Genomic DNA, 16516 nt, shown 5'->3' with positions numbered 1-16516 from the left:
GCGGGTTGTTTATGGGGTTGTGTGGGGCCCCCGGGCGGGGGGGGGGGGGGGGGGGGGGGGGGGCCGGGGGCGGCGGGGGCGGGGCCCCGCCGCGTCCCCGGCGCCGTCGCCCGCGCGGACCGGCCCCGGGACCCCACAGGGCCCCCGGACCGGTGGTCCGGGGGCCCTGTGCGGGTGCTGTCAGGCGGGCGCGTGCTGCGTCTGCCGGCTGGCCGACGACGGCTCGGCGGAGCCGCGGGCGTCGAGGTCGCGCAGGTGCGACTCGAGGTAGGACCGGAACCGGGTGCGGTACTCGCGCTCGAAGGTCCGCAGCTCCTCGATCTTGCGCTCGAGGTTCTGCCGCTTCTCCTCGAGGGGGCCCATGACCTCGCGGTGCCGGCGCTCGGCGTCCTGGTCGAGGGCGGCGGCCTTGGCGCGCGCCTCGCGCTCCATCGTGTCGGCGCGGGTGCGGGCGTCGTTGACCATCGACTCGGCGCGCTGCCGCGCCTCGTTGACCATCTGCTCGCTCTTGGCGCGGGCCTCGGCGACCATCCGGTCGCTCTGGGTCTTGGCGCCGGCGACCATCTGGTCGGCCTGGGCCTTGGCCTCGTTGACGTAGCGGTCGGCGGTCTCCGACGCCAGCGCCAGCATCCGGGACGCGCGCGTGGTGTCGTCCTCGCGCGCCGCCGGCGGCGGGACCGGGGCGGGAGCCGGGGCCGGCTCCGGGGCGACCGGCTGGGCGGCGACCCGGCCGGTGCCCGAGCCCGCGCGCAGCTCGTTGTTCTCCTCGATGAGGCGGGCGAGCTCGGCCTCCACCACGTCGAGGAACGCGTCGACCTCGTCCTCGTCGTAGCCACGCTTACCGATCGGCGGCTTCTTGAAGACGACGTTGTGCACGTCGGCTGGCGTGAGTGGCAAGGGGCTCACCTCGGGTCGGACGGCGGATACGGGTTCTGTCGGATCACGCGCGGGGCGCGCGCACGTCGGTCACGCGGTGAGGGCGAGACCGGACGTGATGCTCCGCAGGATGTAGACGGCGATCAATAACACCATGAACGCGAGGTCCAGGCGGATGGACCCCAGGTTCAGGGGCGGGATCACCTTCCGGATCGCCTTGAGCGGCGGGTCGGTGGTCGCGTACACGACCTCCAGGCCCGCGGCGACGAAGCCGGACGGGCGCCAGCTGCGCGCCAGCACCATCACCCAGTCCACGACGAAACGCGCGAACAGCAGGATCAGGAAGACGAGCAGGATCGACGACACGATCTGCCAGAAGAGAGCCACTGTCCTCGCTCGTCCCGGGGCACCTGCGGTGCCGTCTCTGCCTGCCCTCCGCGCCCCGGCCGACGGCTCAGGACTCGGGGAAGGACCCGCTCTCGCGGATCTTGGCCTTGTCCTCGGCCGTCACGTCGACGTCCCGCGGGCTGAGCAGGAACACCTTGGCCGTGACGGGCTCGATGCTACCGCGCAGTCCGAAGACGAGCCCTGCAGCGAAGTCCACCAGTCGCCGCGCGTCGGCGTGGTCGAGCTCGGTCAGGTTCATGATGACCGGGCTGCCCTCGCGGAACGCCTCGCCGATCGCGCGGGCCTCGTTGTAGGTCTTCGGGTGCAGCGCGGTGATCCGGTAGGGCTGCGCCACGGGCGCCGGCTCCGGCGCGGCGACCGGCTCGCGGGCGGCCAGGCCGGCGGCCGCGCCCCCGGTGCCGCCGCTCACCGAGCCCAGCCGGGACGGGCCCGAGGCCGCGGCCGGGGTCGCGGCGGGGGCCGACGGCGGCTGCTGCGCCAGGCCGAGACGGGTCGCGCCCGCGCGGCGGAGGGGAGCGGGCTCGGACGCGGCCGGCGCGGCGACGCGCGGGCCGGGGCGGTCCTCGTCGGCACGGTCGCCGGGGTGGTGGTCGCCGGGGTGGTGGTCGTCGAAGCGGTCGCCGTCGAGCCGGTCGCCGGCGGGACGGCGGCCCTCGTCGGCGCGGTCACCGGGGTAGGAGTCGTCGAACCGGTCGTAGCGGCGCTCGTCGTAGCGGCCCGAGTCGTACCGGCCCGCGTCCAGCCGCGGGGCCTCCAGGCGCCCGGAGTCGTAGCGGGCGCCGTCGTAGCGCCCCTCGTCGTACCGGCCGTCGTCGTAGCGGCCCTCGTCGTAGCGGCCCTCGTCGTAGCGGCCCTCGTCGTAGCGGCCCTCGTCGTAGCGGCCGTCGTCGTACCGGTCGTGGTGGTCGGGCTGGCGGGCGTCGTAGCGCCCGTAGGCGCGGGCGTCGTCGTCCTCGACGAGTCCGAGGTAGATGCCCATCTTCCGCATGGCACCGGCCATCAGACGACCTCCTCCGGCGTCCCGGGTGGGACCCCTGTGACTGGTGTGACTGCGGGCGAGGGTATGGGCCGGGGACCGAAGAGCGCGGTTCCGACACGCACGAGCGTGGCGCCGGCCGCGATCGCCTCCTCGAGGTCGCCGCTCATGCCGGCGGACAGCTCCGCGGCGCCGGGGTGGTCGGCGCGCACGCGGTCGGCGAGGGCGGCCAGCCGGGCGAAGGCGGGGCCGGGTTCCTCGTCCCGCGGGGCGACGGCCATGAGGCCGCGCAGCCGCAGGCCGGGCAGGCCGGCGACGGCGTCGGCGAGGGCCGGCACGTCGTCCGGGCCGGCGCCGCCGCGCTCGGCGATCTCCCCGGGCGCCCCGCCGAGGTCGACCTGCACGAAGACCTCCACCGGCCGGCCGGCCTCCTCCCCCGAGCGGGCGAGGGCCCGGGCCAGCGGCAGCCGGTCGACGGAGTGGACGACGGCGCCGGTACGGGCGACGACTGCGGCCTTGTTGCGCTGCAGCTGGCCGACGAAGTGCCACTCGAGCGGCAGGTCGGCGAGGTCGGCCGCCTTCGCGGTGAGCTCCTGGGCGCGGTTCTCGCCGAACGCCGCCTGGCCGAGCGCGGCGAGCTCGCGGACGTCGCCGGCCGTCCGCGTCTTGCTCACGGCCACCAGCGCCACCGAGGCGGGGTCGCGCCCGGCGGCGCGGGCGGCGGCGGCGATGCGCTCGCGGACGGCGCGCAGACGGTCGGCCGGGGTGGTCACGGGACGATCATCCCGCGCGGCCGCGACCGTCAGCCGAGCCAGGTGACGCCGGCCTGGCGGCCGGTGACGCCGTCGCGGCGGTGGCTGTACAGCCGCCGGTCCTCGACGGTGCAGCGCGGGTCGTGCACCACCTGGGCCAGTCCCGCGCGGCCGAGCAGCTCGGCGAGCCCGGCGCGCAGGTCGAGCCCCGGCGTGCCCCTGCGGGTGCGCACGGCGGCCGCGGGCGCCACCCGGGCCACCTGCGCCTGCATCTCCCGGGGGACCTCGTAGCAGGCGCCGCAGACGGCCGGGCCGAGCAGCGCGGTGGTGTCGGCCGGGCGGCTGCCCAGCCGGGCCATGGCCGCCAGGGTGGCCGGGACGACGCCCTGCCGGACCCCCTCCCGGCCGGCGTGGACGGCGGCGACGACGCCGGCGACCGGGTCGGCCAGCAGCACCGGCACGCAGTCGGCGACCAGCACGCACAGCACCAGGCCGGGGGTGCGGGTCACCAGGGCGTCGGTCGCCGGCAGCGGCCGGTCGGCCGGGCCGTCGACGACCGCGACGCCGGTGCCGTGGACCTGGTCCATCCACACCAGCCGGTCGCCGGGCACGCCCAGCTCGCGGGCGAGCCGCTCCCGGTTGGCGGCGACGTCGGCCGGGTCGTCGCCGACCTGGCCGCCGAGGTTGAACGAGTCGTAGGGCGCGTGCGAGCGGCCGCCCCGCCGGTCGGTGACGACCCGGCGGGGTCGCACCGCCGGCGGACGAAGGGCCCCCTCGCCCCCCACCGCTCGCACGCTCGCGGCGGGCCCCTGCGCGGGGGCCGAGGAGTTGGACTCCTCCCTCACTGACGCAGGAACTCCGGGATGTCGAGCTCCTCCTCGAAGTCCTCGTTGCCCAGCGGCCGGCGGCCCGCGGCGGCAGCCGCGGCGTTCTGCACCGGCGGCAGCGGCGGGACGGTGATCCCGCCGCCGGCCGGCGGGGCCGGGCGGATCGGGGCCGGGCTGACGGGCACCGGGGCGACCGCAGGCGCCGACGGGACCAGGCGCTCCCCCGTCGCGCGCGGCGCGGCCGACGCCACCGGCGGCGGGCTGCCGCCGAACCGGCTCGGCGCCGGCGGGGCGGCCGGGGCGGGGGCCGGGGTGGCCGCGACGGCGGCGTCCTTGCGGGCGGAGGGCCGGCCGCCGTCGAAGCCCGCGGCGATGACGGTCACGCGGACCTCGTCGCCCAGGGCGTCGTCGATGACCGCACCGAAGATGATGTTGGCGTCGGCGTGGGCGGCGTCGGAGACCAGCGAAGCGGCCTCGTTGATCTCGAACAGGCCGAGGTCGGAGCCGCCGGAGATCGAGAGCAGGACGCCGTGGGCGCCCTCCATCGAGGCCTCCAGCAGCGGGCTGGCGATGGCCTGCTCCGCGGCGAGCAGCGCGCGGTTGTCCCCGCGGGCGCTGCCGATGCCCATGAGCGCCGACCCGGCGCCGGACATGACCGACTTGACGTCGGCGAAGTCGAGGTTGATCAGGCCGGGGGTGGTGATCAGGTCGGTGATGCCCTGGACACCGGAGAGGAGCACCTGGTCGGCGGTGCGGAAGGCGTCCATCACGCTGACGTTGCGGTCGCCGAGCTGCAGCAGCCGGTCGTTGGGGATGACGATGAGCGTGTCGCACTCGTTGCGCAGCTCCTCGATCCCCGACTCGGCCTGGACCGCGCGGCGCTTGCCCTCGAAGGAGAACGGCCGGGTGACCACGCCGATGGTGAGCGCGCCGAGCTTGCGGGCGATCGAGGCGACCACCGGCGCACCGCCGGTGCCGGTGCCGCCGCCCTCGCCGGCGGTCACGAAGACCATGTCGGCGCCCTTGAGCACCTCCTCGATCTCCTCGCGGTGGTCCTCGGCGGCCTGGCGGCCGACGTCGGGCTGCGCGCCGGCGCCGAGGCCGCGGGTGAGCTCGCGGCCGACGTCGAGCTTGACGTCGGCGTCGCTCATCAACAGCGCCTGGGCGTCGGTGTTGATGGCGATGAACTCCACCCCCTTCAGACCGACCTCGATCATCCGGTTGACCGCGTTCACACCGCCGCCGCCGATGCCGACGACCTTGATGACCGCGAGGTAGTTGTGCGGAGGTGTCATGTGGGGCTCCCGACCTCGACCCTCATCCTCAAGTACAGACTTAGTGTTATGTCAACTGGGTCGACGCGGACGAAGTTAGGTGGGCCGCGTCGGGCGCTACAAGCACCCTCCCCGGCCCGGCGTGTCGCCAGGTCGACACCCCACCGTCACCTGGCGACCCGGGTGTCACAACTGCACCACGGTCGGTGACGACCCGCCTGTCGCAGGCCTCATCCCGAGGTCGAGACCCGGGACGGCGGCGGCACGGAGGTGAATCTGACCCGTGCAGCGTGTCGGGCGTGTCGCGAGGACCGGCGTGTCGGCGGCGCGCCGCTCCGGCTGCCGTCCGCGAACGGCCGCACACGGAGCGCGAGCGGTCCGCCGGCTCAGCGCAGGACGACGGCGCGCGGCGAGCTGACGTCGATCGTCGTCGCCGGCTCGATCACCCCGGACGCGACCTGGTCCAGCAGCGCGACCAGCGCCGCGGCCTTCGTGTCGGCGCCGTCCGCGCCGCCCCAGACGACGGTGGTGCCGTCGGCGAGGGCGAGCGTCACGTCCTCGCCGGTGGTGGCCTGCACGCCGGTGACCCGCCCGCGGACGTCGGCCGGCAGCGACACGAGCGCGCCGAGCGCGGCGCGGGTGGCCGGGTCGTCCGGGCCGGGCGTGGCGACGTCGAGCGGGACGACGCCGTCGGGCACCTCGCCGGTGACGGTGTCGAACGGCACACCGTCGCGGTCGACCAGGGAGCGCGTGCCGGCCCGCTCGACGACGGCGACCGGCCGCCGCTCGACCACGGTCACCACGACGCTGCGCGGCCAGCCGCGGGTGACCGTGACGTCGGCCACCTGCGGCAGCCGGGCCACCCGCGCGGCGGCGGCGTCGGTGTCGACCCGCAGCAGCGGTGTGCCCTCCTGGACGCCCGCGGCGGTGCGCACCTGCTCGGCGGTGAGCGTGGTGGCGCCGTCGACGCGGACGGTCCGCACGGCCAGCAGCGGGCTGGCCCACACGGCCCAGCCCGCCGCGACGACGAGCACGAGCGCGACCGCGGCTCCCAGGACGCGACGGCGGCGCCGGTCGGCCGGGCTGTCCCGCCGACGTCGGCGGCGGGCCGGCCGGGCGACCTCGGCCGGGACCCCGCGCTCCCGGTCGGCGGTCGTCAGGCCGGTGCGGCTCACCGCGCCGCACCCTCCGCGCCGGCGGCCCCGCCACCGAGGGCGGTGAGCACCTCGGGGCCGAGCATCGAGACGTTGCCGGCGCCCATGGTGATGACCACGTCGCCGGGGCGGGCGCGGTCGGCGAGCGCCGGGGCGGCCGCCGACCAGGACGGCTCGAAGGCCACCCGGTCGGGCGGCAGCGGCACGGCGTCGGCGACCAGCGCGCCGGTGACGCCGGGCACCGGGTCCTCCCGGGCGCCGTAGACGTCCATCACCACCACCTCGTCGGCCAGGCCCAGGGCCTCGCCGAAGGCGCCGGCGAACTCGCGGGTGCGGCTGTACAGGTGCGGCTGGAAGGCCACGACCACCCTCCCCTCCCCCGCCACCGCGCGGGCGGCGTGCAGCTGGGCGGTCACCTCGGTCGGGTGGTGGGCGTAGTCGTCGTAGACCCGGACGCCCGCGGCGACGCCCTTGAGCTCGAAGCGGCGGTGCACCCCGCCGAAGCGCTCGAGCCCGGTGACCAGCCCGTCGGCGGGCAGGCCGAGCTCGAGGCCGGCCAGCAGCGCGGCGGCGCTGTTGCGGGCCATGTGCTCGCCGGGCACCCGGATCCGGACCCGGCCGAGCACCGCGCCGTCGAGGACCGCGGTCCAGCTCGTGGCGTCGGGGCCGACGTCGAGGTCGACGATCCGCAGGTCGGCGTCCTCGGTGGTGCCGTAGGTGCGCACCCGGGCCGGCGTCGGGACGCCGCGCAGCCGGGCCGAGCCGGGGTCGTCGGCGCACAGGACGACGAACCCGGCGGGGTCCACCGTGCCGAGGAACCGGTCGAAGGCCGCCTCGACCGCGGCGAGGTCGCCGTAGTTGTCCAGGTGGTCGGCCTCGACGTTGGTGACGATCGCGCCGTGCGGGGCCAGCAGCAGGAACGAACGGTCGCTCTCGTCGGCCTCGGCGACGAAGACGTCGCCCTCCCCCGCGTGCGCGTTGCTGCCCGACTCGTTGAGCGTGCCGCCGATGGCGAACGACGCGTCGACGCCGCAGGCCTGCACGGCGACGGTGAGCATCGAGGTGGTCGAGGTCTTGCCGTGGGTGCCGGCGACGGCGACGCTGCGCCGCCCGGCCATCACCGCGGCCAGCGCCACCGCGCGCGGCAGCACCGGCAGCCCGCGGGCGCGTGCGGCGGCCAGCTCCGGGTTGTCCTCCCGGATCGCGGAGGAGACGACGACGCTGTCGGCGTCGCCGAGGTGCGCGGCGTCGTGCCCGACCTCCACCCGGGCGCCGAGGGCCCGCAGCGCCAGCAGGGTCGGGGTGTCGCGCCGGTCGCTGCCGGAGACGGGCACCCCGCGGGCCAGCAGGATGCGGGCGATGCCGCTCATGCCGGCGCCGCCGATGCCGATGAAGTGCACCGCGCCGAGCTGCTCCAGCGAGGGCACCGGCCCGGTCCACGCGGCGGTCGCGTCAGCGGTCACCGGTCGCCACCTCCAGGACGATGTCGGCCAGCCGCTCGTCCGCGTCGGGGACCCCGGCCGCGGCGGCGTGCGCGGCGTACCCCGACAGCGCCGCGGGGTCGGTGAGCAGGGGCAGCAGGGTCGCCTCGATCCAGGCGGGCGAGAGGTCGGCGTCGTCGACCAGGAGCCCGCCGCCGGCCTCGACCACCGGCAGGGCGTTGCGCCGCTGCTCGCCGTTGCCGATGGGCAGCGGCACGAACGCCGCGGGCAGGCCGACCGCGGACAGCTCGGCCACGGTGACCGCGCCCGAGCGGCACAGCGCCAGGTCCGCGGCGGCGTAGGCGAGGTCCATCCGCTCCAGGTAGTCGACGACGACGTAGGGCGCGGCGCCGGCCGGCCGCGGCGGCACCTCGACGTCGGTGTTCTTCGGGCCGCGGGCGTGCAGCACCTGCACCCCGGCGGCGGTGAGCGCGTCGGCCGCGGCGACCGCCGCCCGGTTGAGCGAGGCCGCGCCCTGCGAGCCGCCGAACACCAGCAGCGTGGGCCGGTCGGCGTCCAGGCCGAAGGCGGCGCGCGCCTCGGCGCGGCGGGCGGCGCGGTCCAGGCCGCTGATCGCCGTCCGCAGCGGCATGCCGACGTGCTCGCCGCGGTGCAGCGGCGTGCCGGGCACGGTCACCGCCACGCGGGCGGCGATCCGCGCGCCGATCCGGTTGGCCAGCCCGGGCAGCGCGTTCTGCTCGTGCACGACCACCGGCACACCCGCGCGTCGCGCGGCCAGGTAGGCCGGCAGCGCGACGTACCCGCCGAACCCGACGACGACGTCGGCGGCGAGCTCGTCGAGCAGCGCGCGGGTGTCGCGGACCGAGCGGCGCACCCGGCCGGGCACGCGCAGCAGGTCCAGGGTGGGCTTGCGCGGCAGCGGGACCGGCGGGATCAGCCGCAGGTCGTAGCCGCGCGCGGGCACCAGCCGGGTCTCCATGCCGCGGGCGGTGCCCAGGCAGGTGACCCGCAGGCCGGGGTCCCGCCGCCGCAGGGCGTCGGCCAGGGCCAGCATCGGCTCGATGTGCCCGCCGGTGCCGCCGCCGGCGAGGACGACCGACGGCGCGCTCACCGGGACCGTCCCGGGCGGTCGGCGGGGCGCACCGGGCGGTCGGCCGGGCGCACGGGGCCGCGGTCGGCGGGCCGGGCGGGCACCCGGTCGCGGTCGGGGCGGCGCGCCGGCGGGGGCGGCACCCGGCGCTCGGCCGGGCGGTCCTCGGCGGGCCGGCGCACGGGGTGGGCCTCCATCGGGCGGCGGGGCACCGGGCGGGGCGCGCGCTCGGGCCGGGACCGGGGCGGCCGGACCGGGTCGACGGCGTGGGCGGGGACGGGCAGCAGCCAGCGGGCGAGGCGGCCGCGGGGGGTGCGGCGCAGGTGCTCGATGGCGTCGGGCTCGGATCGGGCGAAGCGGATGAGGAGTCCCACGATGAAGAGGGTGAGCACCAGCGAGGTGCCACCGGCGGAGACCAGCGGCAGCGTGACCCCGGTGACCGGGAGCAGGCCCACCACGTAGCCCATGTTCAGGGCCGCCTGGCCGACCAGCCAGACGGTGATCGCCACGCTGGCCAGCGACACGAAGCGGTCGGTGGCGCGGCGGGCGATGCGGAAGCCGGCGTAGGCCAGCACCGCGTAGAGGGTGATCACGACCAGGCAGCCGAGGAAGCCGAGCTCCTCGCCGATGATCGCGAAGATGTAGTCCGACTCGGCCTCGGGCAGCAGGTTCCACTTCATGGCGCTGTTGCCCAGGCCCACCCCCCACAGGCCGCCGTTGGCCAGCGCGTAGAAGCCGCGGATGGCCTGGAAGCCGGTGTCGGTGGGGTCGTCGAAGGGGTGGAGGAACGCGGTGATCCGCTCCATCCGGTACGGCTCGGCCAGGACCATCAGCACCACGCCGGTGACCACGGTCGCGCCGCCCACCGCCCACAGCCGCCAGGGCATGCCCCCGGCGTAGAGCAGGCCCGAGACAACGAGCAGCAGGCTGATCACGGCGCCGAAGTCCGGCTCGAGCATGAGGAGCAGGGACAGCAGGCCGAAGACCGGCAGCAGCGGGAGCAGCAGCGTCTTCACCGTGAGGTGCCGCCCGTGCACGGCCAGCACGTGCGCCCCCCACAGGGAGACGACGAGCTTGGACAGCTCGGAGGGCTGGAAGTCGGTGAACCCGAGGCTGATCCACGCCCGCGAGCCGTTGTACTCCACGCCGATGCCCGGGACCAGCACGGCCACCAGCAGCACGACGACGACCAGGAGCGCGACCGGCGACCAGCGCCGCACCAGCCCGGCCGGCAGCCGCACCGCGACGCCGAGGGCGACCAGGCCGAGCGCGGCGAACAGCAGCTGGTCCACGCCCGGGCGCCAGGCCGGCTGGTCGGCCAGCGCGGCCTCGATCGCGGAGGCGGAGAAGACCATGACCAGCCCGATGGCCAGCAGCAGCCCGGCCGCGCCGATCACCAGGTGGCAGCTGGTCATCGGCCCGTCGAGCCAGGCCGGCCCGCGCAGCCGCCGGCGCGCCGCGGCCACGGGCACCCGGCGGGCCGTGCGCCGGGGGCGGGTGGACTCGCTCCGGCCGTCCATCCCGCCATCGTCGCCGCTGCGCCCGCGCAGCAGGAGCACCGACGGCGCGTGTCGCGTCCGGTCGCCGCGGACCGGGCCCCGCGGTGAGGTGCCGGAGCGGCCCCCTCGCAGGGGCCCGCGCCGGGCGTGCGAGGCGTGGGGGGCGAGGGGGTCCTTTCTCACAGCCCGGTGACGGAGAGCCAGTCGGCGTAGAACAGGCCGAGCCCGAAGGCCACGGCCATCCCGGTCACCAGCCAGAACCGCACGATCACGGTGTTCTCCGCCCACCCGGCGAGCTCGAAGTGGTGGTGCAGCGGGGCCATCCGGAACACCCGCCGCCGGGTGGCGCGGAAGAAGGCCACCTGGATGACCACCGACAGCGTCACCGCGACGAACAGGCCGCCGAGGACGATGAGCAGCAGCTCGGTGCGGGTGACCACGGCCAGGCCCGCGAGCAGGCCGCCGAGGGCCAGCGACCCGGTGTCGCCCATGAAGATCCGCGCCGGGCTGGTGTTCCACCACAGGAAGCCCAGGCACGCGCCGAGCCCGGCGGCGGCGACCAGCGTGACGTCGAGCGGGTCGCGCACCTGGTAGCAGCCGTCGACCAGCTCGCCGGAGCAGTCGTGGGTGAACTGCCAGAACGAGACGATCGTGTAGGCGCCGCAGACCATCGCCGAGCAGCCGGCCGCCAGCCCGTCCAGGCCGTCGGTCAGGTTCACCGCGTTGGAGAACCCGGCGATGAACAGGTAGGCGAGGACCACGAAGCCGACCGAGCCGAGGAACAGCGGGTCGATGTCGCGGACGAAGGAGACGAACTCCGACGCCGGGGTGACCCCGGCCTCGTCCGGGAAGTTGATCGCGAGCACCGCGAACGCGACGCCGACCACCAGCTGCCCGACCAGCTTCGAGGTCTTGTTGAGCCCGAGGCTGCGCCGGAAGCGGATCTTCAGGTAGTCGTCGAGGAACCCGACGGTGCCCAGGCCCACCATGAGGAACAGCACCAGCAGGCCGCTGGCGGTCACCCCGCGGTTGGGCTGCCCGATGAGGAACAGGTGGGAGATCAGGTAGCCGCCGACCGTCGCCCCGACGATGACGGTGCCGCCCATGGTGGGCGTGCCCTTCTTCGACAGGTGGCTCTCGGGGCCGTCGTCGCGGATCTCCTGCCCGAACCCGCGCCGGCGGAAGGCCCGCACCGCCAGCGGGGTGCACAGGATCGAGATGAACAGCCCGAAGGCCGCGGCGATGAGGACGGACTTCACGCGCCTGCCCCGGCGGTCAGCAGGCCGTCGGCCAGGACCTCCAGCCCGTGGGCCCGGCTGGCCTTCACCAGCACGACGTCACCGGGCACCAGCACCTCCGAGAGCAGGTCGAGAGCGGCCGCTCGGTCGGGCACGGACGCGACCTGCGGCCCGTGGCCCTCCCCGTGGCGGGCACCGGCGGCCGTGGCACCCGACACCATCCCTACCGCATCGGGTCCGACGGCGACGAGCAGGTCGACCCCGGCGCCGACCGCGTCGCGGCCCAGCCGCTCGTGCTCGGCGTCGGCGTCGGGGCCGAGCTCGGCCATCCCGCCGAGGACGGCGACCCGCCGGGTCGCGGGCAGCCCGGCGAGGGCGGCCAGCGCGGCGCGCATGGACTCGGGGTTGGCGTTGTAGGCGTCGTTGACGACGGTCACGCCGTCGGCGCGGCGGGTGACCTCCATGCGCCAGCGGCTGCGCGGCTCGGCGGCCGACAGCGCCTGCGCCACGGCGGCGGGGGTCATGCCGGCGGTGAGCGCGGCGGCCGCCGCCGACAGCGCGTTGGCCACCTGGTGCTCGCCGACCACCTGCAGCGCGACCGGGTGCTCCTCCCCGCCGGCGACGAGGGTGAAGCGGGCGCGGGCGGCGTCGTCCAGGGTGACGCCGGTGGCGCGGACGTCGGCGCCGTCGGACCGGCCGGTGGTGACCACCCGGGCGCGGGTGCGCGGCGCCATGCCGGCCACCCGCGGGTCGTCGGCGTTGAGGACGGCGGTGCCGGTCTCCGGCAGCGCCTCCACCAGCTCGCCCTTGGCCTGCGCGATGACGTCGGCCGAGCCGAACTCGCCGAGGTGGGCGGAGCCGACGTTGAGCACCACGCCGACGTCGGGCCGGGCGACCGCGCACAACCGGGCGATGTGCCCGACGCCGCGCGCGCCCATCTCCAGCACCAGGTGGCGGGTGCCCTCGTCGGCGGACAGCACGGTCAGCGGCAGGCCGATGTCGTTGTTGAACGAGCCGGGCGGGCTGACCGTCGGGCCGGCGGCGGCGAGCACCTGGCCGAGCAGGTCCTTGGTGGAGGTCTTGCCCGAGGAGCCGGTGATGCCGATCGTCAGCAACCCGCCCGCGGCCAGCCGGGCGTGCACCGCGGCGGCCAGCCGGCCCAGGGCGTCCACCGTGTCGTCGACGACGAGCGCCGGCAGCGGACCGCCGGGGCGGGTGGTGAGCGCGGCGACGGCGCCGGACGTGGCCGCGGCGTCGAGGAACTCGTGCCCGTCGACCCGCTCGCCGGCGACCGCGACGAACAGGTCGCCGGCGGCGACGATGCGGGAGTCGAGGGTGACGCCGGTGACGGTCGCCGCCGGGTCGGCGGCGGGCGTCAGCGCGGCGCCGACGGCCTCCGCGACCTCGGCGAGGGTCAGGGCGATCACCGGCGGGCCGCCCCGGCGGCCGCCGCGGTGAGGACCTCGCGCAGCACCGCGCGGTCGTCGAACGGCGTCACGGTGCCGGCGACCTCCTGCCCCGTCTCGTGTCCCTTGCCGGCGACCAGGACGGTGTCCCCGGGCCGGGCCAGCTCCACCGCGCGGGCGATGGCCGCCCGGCGGTCGCCGATCTCCTCCACGCTGCCGCGCCGCTCCGCCGGCACGCCCGCGAGGACGGCGGCGCGGATGGCGGCCGGGTCCTCCGAGCGCGGGTTGTCGTCGGTGACGACGAGGTGGTCGCTGCCGAGCGCCGCGGCGGCGCCCATCGCGGGGCGCTTGCCGGGGTCGCGGTCGCCGCCACAGCCGAGCACGGTCACCAGCCTGCCGGTCGTGGCGCCGCGCAGCGCGGCGAGCGCCGAGGCGACGGCGTCGGGGGTGTGCGCGTAGTCGACCACCGCGGTGAAGGGCTGGCCGGCGTCGACCGGCTCCATCCGCCCGGGCACGACGGCGGTGGCGATCCCCTCCAGCGCCGCGGCCACCGGCACGCCGACGCCGTCGAGCAGCGCGACGGCGAGCGCGGCGTTGGTGACGTTGAACCGGCCGGGCAGCCGCACGCGGGCGGGCCACGTGCCGCCGGGGCCGGTCAGGGTGAACACCGAGCCGCCGTCGGGGGCCGGCGCGACGTCGGTGGCGGTCCAGTCGGCCGGGTTCCCCTCGGCGGACACGGTGACCGCGCGCCCGCCGAGCATCCCGGCCAGGCGGCGGCCGTGCCCGTCGTCGACCACGACGACCTCGCGGGCGGCGCGGCCGTCGAACAGCAGCGCCTTGGCCCGGAAGTAGTCCTCGAGGTCGCGGTGGAAGTCGAGGTGGTCCTGGCTGAGGTTGGTGAACCCGGCCGCGGCGAACGGGACGCCACCGACCCGGCCCTGCACCAGCGCGTGGCTGGAGACCTCCATGACCACGGTGTCGACGCCGGACTCGGCCATGGTGGCGAGCAGCGCGTGCAGCACGGGCGCCTCGGGCGTGGTGCGGACGCTGGGGAAGGCGGTCTCGGCGCCGCGGGCGCGGGTGCGGGTCTGCACGGTGCCGATCAGCCCGGTGCCGTGCCCGGCGGCGGCCAGGCCGGCCTCGACCAGGTACGCCGTCGTCGTCTTGCCGTTGGTGCCGGTGATGCCGACGACCGGCAGCCGGCGGGCGGGCTCGCCGTAGACGCGCGCGGCGACGTCGCCGAGCAGCGCGCGCGGCGCGTCGACGACGCACACCGGCAGGCCCGTGGCCACTGCCTGGTCGCGGCCGGCGGGGTCGGTGAGGACGGCGACCGCGCCGCGGCCGGCGGCGTCGGCCGCGAAGCACGCGCCGTGCGTGCGGGCGCCGGGCAGGGCCGCGTAGAGGTCGCCCGGCCGCACCTCGGGGGTGGCCAGCGTCACGCCGCGCACCGGCGTGGCGGGGTCGCCCTGCACGGGGTCGCCGACGAGGTCGCGCAGCGCGCTGAGGGCGAGCGGGCGGGTCCCCGCAGGCCGGGGCACCGACCCGGTTCCGGTCGGGCTCACGTCTGGCCAATCTACCGTCGGCACCCGCCCGTCCCGCGCACCCGCACGGCCTCGGCGGTGCGCGACTAGTCCCCCGCGGGACCGCCGGTCGCGGCCTCGGCGAGGTCCTCGCCGGTGAGCGCGAAGTCCGGCCGCGGCGTCCCCGACGGCACCACGCCGCGCTCGGTGAGCACGTAGCGCATGACGTCGGCGAAGACGGGTGCCGCGACCTGGCCGCCCTCGGCGGAGCTGCTGGGCCGCTCGAGGTCGACGGCGACGACGTACTGCGGGTCGTCGGCGGGGGCGAACCCGACGAACGTCGTCACGTAGCCGCCGCCCGCGTAGCAGCCGCACTCGGGGTTGGCCCGCTGCGCCGTCCCGGTCTTGCCGGCCACCCGGTAGCCCTCCACCTCGCCCAGCGGCGCGGTGCCGCCCGGGCCGACGACGGCCTCGAGCATGTGGGCGAGGTCGTCGGCGGTGTCCTCGCTGACCACGCGGGTGGGCTCGGGCGCGTCCGGCGTCGACGTCGTCCCGTCGGGGGCGGTCACCGAGGCGACCACCCGCGGGGGGACGCGGACGCCGCCGTTGGCGATCGTCTGGAAGACCGAGGCCATCTGCAGCGTCGTCACCGACACGCCCTGGCCGATGGCGATGTTCGCGGCCCGGCTGGCCTCCCACTCGTCGGAGGCGGCGAGGAGGCCGCCGCTCTCGCCGGGCAGCTCCACGCCGGTCTCCTCCCCCACCCCGAAGGCGCGCAGGTAGCGCTCGAGCGTGGCGTCGCCGACCTCGCGGGCCAGCATGATCGTGCCCACGTTGCTGGACTTGGCGAGGATGCCGGTGACCGTCCAGTCGACCGGGGCGTGGTCGTGGGCGTCGGTGACGACGGCGTCGCCGGCCTGGATGTGGCCGTTGACGTTCAGCACCCGGTCCGGGGTGGCCTTCCCCTCCTCGACGGCGGCGGCCAGGGTCACCGCCTTCATCACCGAGCCGGGCTCGAAGATGCTGGTCACCGCCGGGTTGCCCAGCAGCTCGGGGTCGGTGCTGCCGGCCTGGGAGGGGTCGTAGCCGGGGCAGGAGCCCATCGCGACCACCTGGCCGGTGTGCGCGTCGAGCACCACGGCCGAGGCCCGGGTGGTGGCGCCGTCGGAGCAGGCCTCCGCCAGCCGCTGCTCGGTCGTGAACTGGACGTCCTGGTCGAGGGTCAGCTCGACGGTGCTGCCGTCGGTGGCCGGCGTGGACTCGTCGATGCCCGAGGGGATCGGGTGGCCGCCGCTGCCGACCTCCACCCGCCGCATGCCGTCGGTGCCGCCGAGCTCGTCCTGGAACCGCTGCTCGATCCCGGCCAGCCCGTCGCCGTCGCGGCCGACGAAGCCGACGACCTGCCCGCCCACGGCCCCGGTCGGGTAGAGCCGCACCGGGTCGTCCTCGAACACGATGCCGGCGAGACCCAGGGCGTCGATGGCGTCGACGGTCTCCGGCGAGACCTGGCGGGCGAGGACGACGTAGCGGCCGTCGCGGCCGAGCAGCTCGGTGAGCTCGGGCACCGGCACGTCGAGCAGGGCGGTGAGCGCGAGCGCGGTGCGCTCGGGGTCCTCGACGACGGTGGGGTCGGCGACGACCCGGGAGGCGTCGACGGTGTAGGCGAACGGGTGGCCGTCGCGGTCGACGATCGCCCCGCGGAGGGCGGAGATCGGGTACTCGGCGAGCCGGTCCTGCTCGGCGGCGTTGGCGTAGTCGGCGCCGTCCACGCCCTGCAGCAGCACCAGCTTGCCGGTGACGAGCAGCAGCGGGACGACGACGAGCACCAGCCCCCACCGGAGCCGCTTGGCGCCCATCCGCAGCGGCCGGCCCACCCGGCGGCTGCCCGGGGCGCGCCGCGGCACGAAGGCGCCCGAGCGGGGCAGCGGCTCGCGTGCGCCGCGGGGCCCGCCGGCGCGCGGGACGGGTCGGGGCACCGCGCCCCGGCCGCCGCGGGCGGCGGTGCGCGGGGCGGCGCGGCGGGCGGGCTCGGGACCGCGGGCGGGCGGGAGCAC

General features: G+C 76.8%; 14 protein-coding genes. All 14 read right to left on the bottom strand.

The window, feature by feature from the left end; all coding sequences use genetic code 11:
• Positions 1 to 180: 180 nt before the first annotated feature.
• Complete coding sequence (locus tag ACI79Z_RS16175; protein WP_456903225.1) at positions 181 to 906, bottom strand: DivIVA domain-containing protein; 726 nt, start codon at positions 904 to 906, stop codon at positions 181 to 183.
• Positions 907 to 966: 60 nt separating this feature from the next.
• Positions 967 to 1263, bottom strand: a complete 297-nt coding sequence (locus ACI79Z_RS16170; RefSeq protein WP_073422422.1) for a YggT family protein — start codon at positions 1261 to 1263, stop codon at positions 967 to 969.
• Positions 1264 to 1330: 67 nt separating this feature from the next.
• Complete coding sequence (locus tag ACI79Z_RS16165) at positions 1331 to 2284, bottom strand: cell division protein SepF (protein WP_456903224.1); 954 nt, start codon at positions 2282 to 2284, stop codon at positions 1331 to 1333.
• Entirely contained in the window at positions 2284 to 3033 is a 750-nt protein-coding gene (locus tag ACI79Z_RS16160; RefSeq protein ID WP_456903223.1) for a YggS family pyridoxal phosphate-dependent enzyme, read from the bottom strand. The genes ACI79Z_RS16165 and ACI79Z_RS16160 overlap by 1 nt, the downstream gene beginning before the upstream one ends.
• Positions 3034 to 3062: 29 nt before the next feature.
• Entirely contained in the window at positions 3063 to 3764 is a 702-nt protein-coding gene (gene pgeF / locus ACI79Z_RS16155; protein WP_456903222.1) for a peptidoglycan editing factor PgeF, read from the bottom strand.
• A gap of 89 nt (positions 3765 to 3853) precedes the next feature.
• Positions 3854 to 5134 (bottom strand): cell division protein FtsZ, encoded by a 1281-nt coding sequence (gene ftsZ, locus ACI79Z_RS16150; protein ID WP_456903221.1) that lies wholly within the window; start codon positions 5132 to 5134, stop codon positions 3854 to 3856.
• A gap of 365 nt (positions 5135 to 5499) precedes the next feature.
• On the bottom strand, positions 5500 to 6288 hold the full coding sequence (locus ACI79Z_RS16145) for a cell division protein FtsQ/DivIB (RefSeq protein WP_456903220.1): 789 nt from the start codon (positions 6286 to 6288) through the stop codon (positions 5500 to 5502).
• Positions 6285 to 7730, bottom strand: a complete 1446-nt coding sequence (gene murC, locus ACI79Z_RS16140; protein WP_387994386.1) for a UDP-N-acetylmuramate--L-alanine ligase — start codon at positions 7728 to 7730, stop codon at positions 6285 to 6287. The genes ACI79Z_RS16145 and murC overlap by 4 nt, the downstream gene beginning before the upstream one ends.
• A complete protein-coding gene (gene murG / locus ACI79Z_RS16135; RefSeq protein WP_387994388.1) occupies positions 7720 to 8820 on the bottom strand; it encodes an undecaprenyldiphospho-muramoylpentapeptide beta-N-acetylglucosaminyltransferase in 1101 nt (366 codons plus the stop codon). Before murG ends, murC begins: the two co-directional genes overlap by 11 nt.
• The gene (ftsW, locus tag ACI79Z_RS16130) at positions 8817 to 10319 is read right to left on the bottom strand and encodes a putative lipid II flippase FtsW (RefSeq protein WP_456903219.1); all 1503 of its coding nucleotides are present in this window, start codon (positions 10317 to 10319) and stop codon (positions 8817 to 8819) included. The genes murG and ftsW overlap by 4 nt, the downstream gene beginning before the upstream one ends.
• A gap of 158 nt (positions 10320 to 10477) precedes the next feature.
• Entirely contained in the window at positions 10478 to 11557 is a 1080-nt protein-coding gene (gene mraY / locus ACI79Z_RS16125) for a phospho-N-acetylmuramoyl-pentapeptide-transferase (RefSeq protein ID WP_456903218.1), read from the bottom strand.
• Positions 11554 to 12963 (bottom strand): UDP-N-acetylmuramoyl-tripeptide--D-alanyl-D-alanine ligase, encoded by a 1410-nt coding sequence (locus tag ACI79Z_RS16120; RefSeq protein ID WP_456903217.1) that lies wholly within the window; start codon positions 12961 to 12963, stop codon positions 11554 to 11556. The genes mraY and ACI79Z_RS16120 overlap by 4 nt, the downstream gene beginning before the upstream one ends.
• Positions 12960 to 14504: a UDP-N-acetylmuramoyl-L-alanyl-D-glutamate--2,6-diaminopimelate ligase gene (locus tag ACI79Z_RS16115; RefSeq protein WP_456903215.1), complete on the bottom strand. Its 1545-nt coding sequence runs from the start codon at positions 14502 to 14504 to the stop codon at positions 12960 to 12962. The genes ACI79Z_RS16120 and ACI79Z_RS16115 overlap by 4 nt, the downstream gene beginning before the upstream one ends.
• A gap of 65 nt (positions 14505 to 14569) precedes the next feature.
• Positions 14570 to 16516, bottom strand: coding sequence for a peptidoglycan D,D-transpeptidase FtsI family protein (locus ACI79Z_RS16110; protein WP_456903214.1), 1947 nt, complete (start codon positions 16514 to 16516; stop codon positions 14570 to 14572).

Source organism: Geodermatophilus sp. SYSU D00663, assembly GCF_054050655.1.
This window is presented reverse-complemented; position numbering and strand designations above follow the sequence as displayed.

Bases quoted from the DNA above. Each gene is read 5' to 3' on its own strand.
- ACI79Z_RS16165 (WP_456903224.1), bottom strand. From the start codon at position 2,284: ATGGCCGGTGCCATGCGGAAGATGGGCATCTACCTCGGACTCGTCGAG.
- ftsZ (WP_456903221.1), bottom strand. From the start codon at position 5,134: ATGACACCTCCGCACAACTACCTCGCGGTCATCAAGGTCGTCGGCATC.
- ftsW (WP_456903219.1), bottom strand. From the start codon at position 10,319: ATGGACGGCCGGAGCGAGTCCACCCGCCCCCGGCGCACGGCCCGCCGG.